The following is a 10403-nucleotide window of genomic DNA, read 5'->3' as shown; positions in this document are numbered from 1 at the left end:
CTAAGGAGTGAAAATTGTAATCTCACACTTTTTTCATTATAACCGATAATTCATCAATTTATTTATTTTTCATTCCTTAGTCATTGGTTATTTGTTGGTTTCAATTACCAATTCCCGATGCCCGATGCCCAATTCCCCATTCCCAATTCCCAAATTATGAATTTTATTGAAAGCGTCAAAATGGCCGGTCAAACGCTACTAGCCAACAAAATTCGCAGCAGTTTAACAATGATTGGCATGATTGTCGGCAATGCCTCAGTAATTGCCATGATTGGAGTGGGAGAAGGAGCTCAAAAATTTGTAGCAGGACAAGTTCAATCTCTGGGTACAAATGTATTGATAGTTAGGCCGGGAGTTCCCAACGCTAGGCGAAGTACCATCTCAAGTGCGCCTCAAACTCTCGTATTGCCAGACGCAAAGGCGATCGCAACTCAAGTCCCATCCGTTCAAGGCGTCTCAGCAGAACTTAACAGTTCTGAAATAGTTCGCTACAGCAACAAAAATGTCTCATCTCTAATTTTTGGCACAATTCCAGAGTTTCTAGAAGTTAGAAGCTTTGAAATGGCAAAAGGGCGGTTTTTGACCGAACTTGATGTTAAGCAAAGTAACCAAGTTGTGGTGCTCGGTTCAGAATTGGCCGAGAAACTTTTTGGCAATACAAATCCCTTGGGCGAACAAGTGCGGATCAAAAATGTCAGCCTCAAAGTAATTGGAGTATTGGCGCCCAAAGGCACATCTTTTGGTACGAATTTTGATAATTCCGCCACTGTGCCGATCACCACAATGGCCAATCGCATAGTTGGGCGCAAATCTCCCTACGGTTTGGCTGTCACGTCGATATTTATTTCGATTAAAGATGAATCGCAAATGGATGCGGCGCAATTTCAGGTGGAAAACCTGCTGAGATTGCGGCATAAAATTACTACCGAAGATGATTTTACTGTCAGAAATCAAAAAGATTTAATGGCAAGAATGGGGGCAATTTCCGGCGCTTTGACTCTGATGTTAACTGCTGTTGCCAGCATTTCCCTATTAGTCGGTGGCATTGGGATTATGAACATTATGCTTGTGTCCGTTAGCGAACGCACTCAGGAAATCGGGCTCAGAAAGGCGATCGGCGCATCTCAACAAGATATCTTGTTTCAATTTATTGTTGAAGCTGTAATTTTATCCGCCGCCGGAGGGATAGTCGGTACTTGCGTCGGTGTCGGCGGTATCTTGCTTGTAGGTAATTTCACGCCCCTGCAAGCTGGAATATCACCCGTGGCGATCGCCCTGGCTGTCAGTGTATCCGGTGCAGTAGGCCTCTTCTTCGGCGTTGTCCCCGCCCGCCAAGCCGCCAAACTAGACCCGATCGCAGCTTTGAGGAGTGCTTAATAAATATCTACTTAGTCCGTTACACAATCCGCTCATTTATGATATGGAATAGGGGTTATATAAAAATTTAAAAAAACTGTTTTTTTGTAAAGATTTAACAAAGTGGCACTGTTTGAGGAACTTTTTTAAATAGTATCTTGACGTACATTTACAGCGCAAAAGTTCATCAAAAACCCATTCAACGTTAAAGATTTAATAAAGCTTTGTTGTGGCGTTTGCTTGCGAACCACAAAGTTTAATAATATTAAAGCTGGGGTAAACAGACTCAAGCATCTACTGACAGTAGGAATCTATGCGCTTTAATCAAAATATCCAATAAATCAACATGGCATCCCTGACCCCTAGTTCTAACTTTGACTATCTCGAAGGAACTACGCAAGCAGACACATTTAACGCCTTGGATGGCAACGACATCATTTATGCCAACAGCGGAGACGACTATCTCGGAGGCGATGTCGGCAAAGACAAAATCTGCGGCGACCAAGGCAACGATACGATTGTTGGCGGTGCAGACGACGACATCCTCTGGGGAGGCAAAGGCAGCGACCTAATTGGTGGCGATTCCGGCAACGATCTCATCTACGCGGGCGCAGGTAGCGATACCATGAGCGGCGGCACAGGCGATGATATATTTGCCATTGCTAAAGGCAGCGGCGGCCCAACTTTAGCCACAGCCGACTACATCGCCGACTTCGGCAACGGCAATGACAAAATTCGATTGCTAGACGGCCTCAGCTTTGAAGATTTAAACATCCAGCAAGGCACCGGAGTCAACAGCAACAGCACAGTAATTCAAGACAAAATTACGGGCGAGTATTTAGCAGTATTGCAAGGAGTCAACAGCAACACAATCAACCGCGACCAATTCACAAATCAGCTATCGGGAAACCCTGTCATTGAGTGGAACGGAGTCCTGCTGAATGCAGTGCGGACAGCCAGCACCGCGCCTCCCCTCGCCTCCCGCAACATGGCAATGGTTCACGCAGCCATTTACGATGCTGTTAACTCGATCGGCAAAAAATACACCCCTTACCTCGTGGAAATAGACCCACCCGCAGGTACATCAGCAGAAGCAGCCACCGCAGCGGCCGCCTACGGCGTCTTAGTCAACCTCTACCCAGCGCAAGCAGCCACATTCAACGAAGCATACGCATCGTCTTTAGCTAAAATTACCGATGGCAAAGCCAAAGAAGACGGGATTGCCCTCGGACAGCAAGTTGCTGACCAAATTATCAGTTTGCGGAGTACAGACGGCATCACGAAAGTAGTGCAGTACACCCCCTCAACCGACCCCGGCCGTTGGGTGCCGACTCCCCCCGCCCTTGCCACCGCGCTGGGGCCACAGTGGGCCCAAGTTACTCCCTTTGCCATGACTAGCGGTTCTCAGTTCCGCCCGCCCGGCCCGCCCGCCCTCGACAGCGCCAAGTACGCAGAGGAACTTAACTACGTCAAAGAAATCGGCAAAAGTGACAGTCTTACGCGCACCCCAGACCAAACAGCGATCGCCAAATTCTGGGCCAACGGCGCTGGGACGTTTACGCCTCCGGGTCACTGGAACCAAATCGCCGAAGAAACAGCAACTCTCACCGCCACATCCCTGGAAGATAGCGCCCGGTTGTTTGCCCTGTTGAATATTGCTCTCGCCGATGCAGCTATTAGTTGCTGGGATGCCAAGTACCAGTACAATTTATGGCGGCCGGTGACAGCTATCCGCCAAGCTGAGACAGACAACAATACCGACACCACAGCCGACCCCCTGTGGACTCCGCTGCTAACTACTCCCCCGTTCCCTGAGTACACGTCGGGCCACAGTACCTTTAGCGGTGCCGCAGATCCTGTTATGAGTTCTGTCTTTGGTTCGGATTACGGCTTTGCCGATCGGGGAGACAGGAGTGTCAACACTTTGCGAACCTACCAAAACTTCAGCGAAGCGGCCGATGAATCGGGCATGAGTCGCATTTACGGAGGCATCCATTTCATGAGTGCTAACGTAGATGGTTTAAGTACGGGTAGAAAGCTGGGGAATTATGTTCTCCAGAATTTCTTAACAGCCTAGGAAAGTTGGGACGGGTTTACGAGATTGCTGAGATGTTGCACCATTTTCAATAATCTTTTTAGGAACAGGCAAGATGCCTGTTCCACAAGAAATCAACTCTTTGTGGAACAGGCATCTTGCCTGTTCCTAATTATTCCAGCAATTCTACAGTGCCGAGATACCCGTCTACTCGGACTTTTTGACCGTCTCGCAAGCGAGTTGTAGCTTCAGAAATATTCATAACTGCGGGAATTTTGTACTCGCGAGCGATAATTGCTCCGTGAGATAGTTGGCCACCAACTTCGGCGATAATTGCTGTTGCTCCTAATAGCAGCGGTGCCCAACCTGCATCGGTGTATGGGACTACTGCGATCGCATTTTCTCCTAAATCTGTGCTCGCGGTGCGGCAAATCTTGACAAAGCCTTCGACACGACCAATACTTGCTGGAATTCCCTGGATGATATTAGTTTCTGATGTTGCGGAGTCGATCGCCCTTGTCTGAGAATTTGGCAGCAAATTGCCGTAGACTACGGGGGGAATCTGGCGATCACGATCGGCTACCAGGCGATCGCGCCTTTGGCTAATTGTATCCTTAAACGAAACACTTGCACCGCTACGAATCCACTGCTGAATTTCCCCAAATTCCAGATAAAAAATATCCCCGCTTTCCTCAAACACCTGCATTGCCAAGCCGCAAGCTTCAATCTCCAAAAAAGTCCAGCGCAGGTGAGCCAACAACCGCGCGTAAATTTCGCTAATTTCGTTTTTGACAAGCGCTCTTTCTTGACATTTATCTAATCGCCACTTCTGCGAAAAACTCAATCCTATTTCACCTTTCTCAACTAAATTAGTTTCGGCTTTTTGAGCCATATTTATTAGCAACTTTTGATAAACTTCCGGTTGTTCTCGCCAAGTAGGAACAGCAATATCCGTTCCCACCTCGCTCAAATATCCGTAAATATCAAGCCACTTTTCAAAATCTGCTTGTAAAGCCGGAGTTTCCGCAAATGTCTGTCCTAAATGTGCGACTGAAACAGTTTCGTCAGGCTGCGAAACAGCAGCGTGCCGCAATTTCTGAGCCAACTGCTGTAAAGCTCGCACCGAAGCAATTTCAGGAGCGCTGTCATTAGCCAGCCAGTCATCATTAACTCGAAAAATTGCCTTGCGAATAGCCAGCCCGATCGGCCCTAATATATTGTAGTAAGTAATCGGTTTCAGCCACTCCTGAATTTGCTCCGCTCTCTCCAACAATTCCGTTAAATATTGATAATTGGGCATTGGGCATTGGGCATTGGGAATTGGGCATTGGGAATTGGGCATTGGGAATTGGGCATTGGGCATTAAAATTCCTTTTGACTCATCCTCAATAATTAATCCGTGTATCCGTGTCAAAACCCGTGTCGTGCCTTCCTTCTCCAAACTTTGCAGTGCCGGGAGGAAAATAGAAGTACGATCGCCCTTAAATTCTGCATTCAGCGCCCTCTCCCGCTGCACCAGACGCCACAAACCAGGCAAATTCTGCAAAATCTTCCCCAAAGGCGGCTTGCCCATTTTTTGCCCTCTCAGCAAAAATTCCAAACCCTGCTCCGGCAATCCCATCATCCGAAAAATTTCGCCCAACAAAGTCGCATTAAAATAGGCGTGAGAACCCAGCAAAGTTGCCGTTTCATTAAAGTTTAAGCCACTGGCGCGATCGCCCAAAACCACCTTAAAAATCTCTCCCCAAACCCCGCAAGTTAGCGGCCGATTAATCGACCAAGTTAGGGGGCGAATTGCACCAGGAATTACTTCTGCTGCAATAGTGCGCGTCCAAAAAGGCTGTAAATTAGTAATTGGGCGGCTTTGCAAAATCCAAACTTTTTCCCCGTCCCAACTCCACTCAATATCCTGCGGGATTCCGTGAAAGAATGCTTCAATCGCTTGGGCTTGTTTCACCAATTCTGCTAAAATCGATTGAGCAATAATTGAATTAGTTTGAAGTTCAGTTAATTTTTTTTCTAAGGATTCAGGTTGACTAAAATCAATTTCTAAATGAACCGGAGTAGATTGTCCGCCGACAACAGATTCAGCCCCTCCCGGTAAAGCTTCAATAATAATCTGGGAACCGCCATCTAAAGGATTGCGACTGAACATGACTCCCGCAAATTCGCTGTCAATATAAGGCTGAATTAATACAGCCATTTGGGTGTCTGGCAATTGTCGCTGTCGGCGGTAAGCCACAGCTTCGGAAGTCCAATAAGACTGGCGGCAGCGATTAATTGCATCGAGTAATTCTGCTTCCGTGAAAACAGGGCCAATAGTTTGATATTGTCCGGCTGCAGAACTCGTATCGCCATCTTCTCCGGCAGCAGAAGAACGCACAATCATTCGATTTTGGATTTTGGATTTTAGATTTTGAATGGAAGCATGGGAAATTGACAATTCATCACTATTTCCTCGATGCCCGATGCCCGATGCCCGATGCCCGATGCCCGCTTCTTGGGATAATATCCAACCAGAAGGTACATTAAACCCGGCTCGTTTCAGTTGAGACAATTTAGCTGCTTTATCGCCACAGATTGCAGAATCTAACGAGTCATCAAGAGAAAACAATTGGTCTGATTTAGATAAAGCCATATCATCACCCTGACGAAGACTAATTGTGAAGAGTAAAAAGGCTAATCCTGCTGCTGCTAAAAATTCGGGCATTGATTGACGCCACACCCAAACCCAGATTGGGGTACACAGACACCCGCAACGGGAAGCAAAGAGTCTCGCCCGATCGCCCTTACCCCACCACCGCTGTGCCAAACCCCACACCAGCAGCCCCCAAATGCCCGATGATACCGCCACCGGCGGCGAAAATACCAAAAGACCCCAGACAGCGTTGGTTACGCCTCCACCTCGGGCGATCGCATATCTGCCCGCAACTAGAGGAATTAACAGGGCGATCGCGATCTCCGGTGCATCCGGGAAGCAAAATCGCCCCGCCAAAACCGGCAGAATACCCCTGGCAATTTCCGCCAACACCGCAGCAATTCCCGCTAATTTCCCGCCGTGAATGAAAGCTGCAGACACTCCCACATTCCCCGTGCCCAGCGCCCTCAAATCTCGGCGGCTAAACACTCGCACCGCCCATCCCGTTAGCGGTAAAGCACCCAGGCTGAAACTCGCAGCCAACAGCAATGCTATTGTCCCCAACGGCATAAAATCTGCTCTCCTATTTTCAACCTCTAAACATTATGACGGCAATTCTGTCAATTTTTCTGTCTTCCGATATATCAACCACACGGCATTAGCACTTAAGATAATGTAAAAGTAGAGTAGATAAGGATTTAGCCTAGTCAAGAACCTCAGCCCTGACGGCATGAGGCTTGAAAGAGAAATCTAACAAGCCATCTTGACCCGCCTTGCGTCTTAACTGACTACGTTTTTTGAGTCACGACACCGGGCGAATGCGAAGCTAGTTCCCTGCTCTGTCGCTAGTAGTTAAACAGTTCTAAGGTCACTGGAACCGTGCTGCTAGCCCGCGCAAGCTCAGAAAACATTGGCAAAGCTAACTTTACCCCAGAAATGGGAGATTGATGACAACCATATCCTCACGGGGGGCAACCATACCCCCCTACCCGCAAGGGGATTCAAATTAAATGTAAAGCCGTCCTGTAAGGACGGGGTTTCAGACCCGAGGAATTTTGATGATAGATATCAGCTTGACCACTCCCATAGCAGTTGTTGTTGCACCCATCAAGCTAGTAATGATTGAGCTGCTGATGCAGCAGCCCGTGCCGGAATCAAGTGTCAGCTTGAGCACTCCAATATTAGTTCTTGTTGCTGGCTTTATTGCTGCAGCTACGATCGGCTCGATCGCCTGGTACAACTCCAAGCGCCCACCCGGTTGGGAAGCCAAAGAACGCCCGGATTTTGTACCGAAAGTTGATAAAGACGATTTGATTGCTGAAGTTTCTGAGTCAAAGAAAAAATAGAATAAAGCTGTTTTAGCTCGGAAAAAGCTTTGAGAGGAATAGGAATTACCCTTGCAGATCGCTCCGGTAGGGTGCGCCTTGGCGCGCCTTACGCTATTTAGAAAGGCTTTGAGTGAATAGTTTTAATTGACCGAAAGCACTAATGTCAATAAAGGGAGCGCTCATCCCGCGATCGATCGCTTTCTTTACATTGATACCATATATCATTAGATAGATTTAATCATAGAAATTTAGAAGTTGACTACAGCTTTGGAGTTCTCTTGAGATTCAGCCTCTGTTGGGGGGCGGCGTTTGAGATATCTCACCACTTTTTCGTAAATTTGACTGCTAAGGCGATCGCCCCGACGACAATTTTCCCGTTTGATGTCATAAGTTTATGGTTTCGAGGTATTCGCGATCGCTCTCAACCACTGCGGCTGCTTGAGGCTGTGACTCTGTTTCTAGGCCTAATTCCGTCCGCTTCAAAACCAACAGCGTAATATCATCAAATACTTTTTGATTGCCGATATGTCGCCGCACATCGTCAATCACCGCTTGCTTGATTTCCCCAGCCGATAAATGCCAGTTTTTGCTGATGACTTCACACATCGGCTCCACGCCATATTGTTTTTTCTTAATGTCTTTTGCTTCGGGAATACCATCGGTATATAGCACTATACCATCTCCTAGCTGTAGCTCAATTGAAATATGACTGATGAACTCAGCAATGTCATCGTGGAGGCCAATAGGAAAACCTAAATCCATCGTATCGACACGTTCTACCTGTCCACCGTTTCGCACAATAATTGTTTCTTCATGCTGACCGCTAATGCTGACGAGTCCTTGGGAGTAATTTAAAATCCCTAGGGTGAGGCTTTTGTGAGATTTCATGCGCTGCACGTTTTTGTAAAGGGTGCGGTTGAGCGCATCTAGGAACCGAACCGGGTCTACTTCACGTATCTCCTTGAGGGTACGAACGGCGGTTTGCGCCATCAGCATCAAGATGGCACTTTCAAGTCCATGCCCCGTGACATCGCCGATGCCCAGAGTGACAACGCCATCGGTGTTTAAGACATCATAGTAGTCGCCGCCGACTTCATCGGCGGCCTCCATGTATGCGGCAATATCGAGTCCTTCAATTTTCAGTTCCTCAGCAGTCGGCAGAATCATTTGCTGCATCTGACGCACGATATCCAATTCCGCACCCATGCGGAGATTGTCTTCCTTGAGTCTCTCGTTGAGGGCAATGATTTCTTCGTTAGCGGTTCCTAGTTCTGCGGTGCGTTCTTTAACTTTATCTTCAAGTGTTGCAAAAGACTCCTTTAATTGTCCGCTCATTTTGTTGAATGCAGTTGCTAGATCGTGCATTTCATCAGTCCCCTGGACATGAACAGTTTGATCCCAGTTGCCAGTAGACAACGAAGATGCAGCCTCGCTTAATTGCAGCACAGGCTGAGTTAGTCGCCACGATAACAGCAGGGCAACGATCGAACTGATTATTAGCACCACGGCTGAAACTGTCAGCGACCATAACAGTTGATTCTGAAGCGCTGCCTGCACAGGTTTTGTGGAGAGTGAAACCAGGATTGCCCCTGTTATCTGTCCTGTCTCGTCAATTAACGGCGTGGCAACTTTCAAAAAACCATCTTCTTGATAACTTTGGGTCAGTTTTTGAGCTATACTGTCCTCCAACCTTTGGGTATCTGTTGGACTCAGTATTTGACTCAATCCAGAATTGTCTGCCACACCCGTTGCATTGGTGGTGGCGTTGAGACCGACCACCCAGATGCCACCGATTTCTCCACTCGTTAACAATCGCTTGATCAAGCCATTGATTCCAACTTGTTGGCGCAACCGCTCAATAAACGAAGCGTTATACCCAACCTGCACAATCCGGGGACGATCGACCCCTGCTACTGCCACATATTTGTAGATTTGCTTATCGTACTCTCTCACCTGGGCATCCTGAACAACGGTAGATTTTGCTCCTGTTAGGAGGGGCCAAAACATAGACGCCTGGGGTTGTTTAGCCCGATCAGGACTAAACGTGAACGCGAAGGGAGCATTCTTCAAATAAGCCCGTCCAGTTTCATCCGTAATCCAGAACTCCTCCACGACGGATTTTTTGGCGATCGCACTTAACCGTTGATTGATTTGTTGGGGGCTGAGATTGGCTGCTTCAGCTATAGCAACCAGGTGAGCCGAGATCGTGGCTTGGGCAAGCATATGATCTGCGATCGTATTTTCCACATCTTTGGGAACTTTCTCAACAAACTGAGCACTGCGAGCCAGGGATTGAGCGACTTGCTTACCTTGTGCTTCAGTCTGTGCGAGGAGAGCGTGTCGGGAAGTCCAGGTCAGGAGAGCAACGGTGGGAACAAGGGCAAGGGAAACCAGCCCGATCGTTGTTAAGAGGATTTGTCTTTGGAGTTTCATAAGATTTCCATGAGTGGGTGGGCTATTCAAAGGGTCAATGCTGGCTACAGAAAAATTTGCCCATTGCCGAAGGAAAGATAACCCACCAACCCCACCGCCGCGACGATTTGCAGAACGAAGGGAACGACGAGGGCAGTACGAAGCTGGAATTTACGAGAAGTATTTTTCCAAGATTTCACGGGTATAGCGATTAACTAAGAATAATTACGCCTTTAGCATCGCTTCCAGTTGTTGCGTGGCGTTATTAGAAGTTTCTACCTGTTGCTTCAAAACCCGCAGTGTAATATCATCCCTGGCTTAGCGGGACAAAAACTGCGTTTTAAGCCCAAACGAAGCCTAAACAGGCTTTATATGAAGCTGTAGACATCCCTGTTTTCTTGCGACCCAGATTTCTGAGATTCGCTCTCAGCCGTTTACAGACAATATGCCCTGTACTATACAACTTTTTAGGTCGCATAGGAAAAAGTTTTCCCTCGCAAGCGACACCAATCTGTCGGGAGAGATACGGGCAAAACTTGTGATATAGAAAGATTCAATGTAAGGATTCAGGTCAAAAAAACTTAAGTGGCGGCATCTGGTAAAATAAAGGAATGAAAAAGCCCACAGCCACCAG

5 protein-coding genes are annotated in these 10403 nt (G+C 47.5%); 3 read left to right on the top strand and 2 right to left on the bottom strand.

Annotated elements, in window-relative coordinates; genetic code table 11:
• Positions 1-156: 156 nt before the first annotated feature.
• Together QUB12_RS35235 and QUB12_RS35230 are read left to right on the top strand one after the other, a co-directional pair.
• Entirely contained in the window at positions 157-1377 is a 1221-nt protein-coding gene (locus QUB12_RS35235) for an ABC transporter permease (RefSeq protein WP_333146581.1), read from the top strand.
• Between the two features lie 325 nt (positions 1378-1702).
• Positions 1703-3433, top strand: coding sequence for a chemotaxis protein CheB (locus tag QUB12_RS35230; RefSeq protein WP_333146573.1), 1731 nt, complete (start codon positions 1703-1705; stop codon positions 3431-3433).
• A gap of 130 nt (positions 3434-3563) precedes the next feature.
• On the opposite strand, the gene QUB12_RS35225 is transcribed toward QUB12_RS35230, so the two are convergent.
• Positions 3564-6599 carry a glycerol-3-phosphate acyltransferase gene (locus QUB12_RS35225; protein ID WP_333310770.1) on the bottom strand — a complete coding sequence of 1012 codons (3036 nt, stop codon included), beginning with the start codon at positions 6597-6599 and terminating at the stop codon, positions 3564-3566.
• 563 nt (positions 6600-7162) lie between these two features.
• Between QUB12_RS35225 and psb35 the strand changes: the two genes are divergently transcribed.
• Positions 7163-7375 (top strand): photosystem II assembly protein Psb35, encoded by a 213-nt coding sequence (gene psb35 / locus QUB12_RS35220; RefSeq protein WP_333146583.1) that lies wholly within the window; start codon positions 7163-7165, stop codon positions 7373-7375.
• A 366-nt stretch (positions 7376-7741) separates the two neighbouring features.
• On the opposite strand, the gene QUB12_RS35215 is transcribed toward psb35, so the two are convergent.
• Positions 7742-9790: a SpoIIE family protein phosphatase gene (locus QUB12_RS35215; protein ID WP_333146577.1), complete on the bottom strand. Its 2049-nt coding sequence runs from the start codon at positions 9788-9790 to the stop codon at positions 7742-7744.
• Between the last annotated feature and the right edge of the window lie 613 nt (positions 9791-10403).

Source organism: Microcoleus sp. B7-D4, from assembly GCF_036705125.1.
In the GTDB taxonomy this organism is placed as follows: domain Bacteria; phylum Cyanobacteriota; class Cyanobacteriia; order Cyanobacteriales; family Microcoleaceae; genus Microcoleus.
The sequence above is the reverse complement of the archived record's forward strand: the minus strand, read 5'-3'. Positions and strand labels throughout refer to the sequence as shown.

Coding starts and splice junctions, on each gene's coding strand:
- QUB12_RS35230 (WP_333146573.1), top strand. CDS start 1,703: ATGGCATCCCTGACCCCTAGTTCTAACTTTGACTATCTCGAAGGAACT.
- QUB12_RS35225 (WP_333310770.1), bottom strand. CDS start 6,599: ATGCCGTTGGGGACAATAGCATTGCTGTTGGCTGCGAGTTTCAGCCTG.
- psb35 (WP_333146583.1), top strand. CDS start 7,163: ATGCAGCAGCCCGTGCCGGAATCAAGTGTCAGCTTGAGCACTCCAATA.
- QUB12_RS35235 (WP_333146581.1), top strand. CDS start 157: ATGAATTTTATTGAAAGCGTCAAAATGGCCGGTCAAACGCTACTAGCC.
- QUB12_RS35215 (WP_333146577.1), bottom strand. CDS start 9,790: ATGAAACTCCAAAGACAAATCCTCTTAACAACGATCGGGCTGGTTTCC.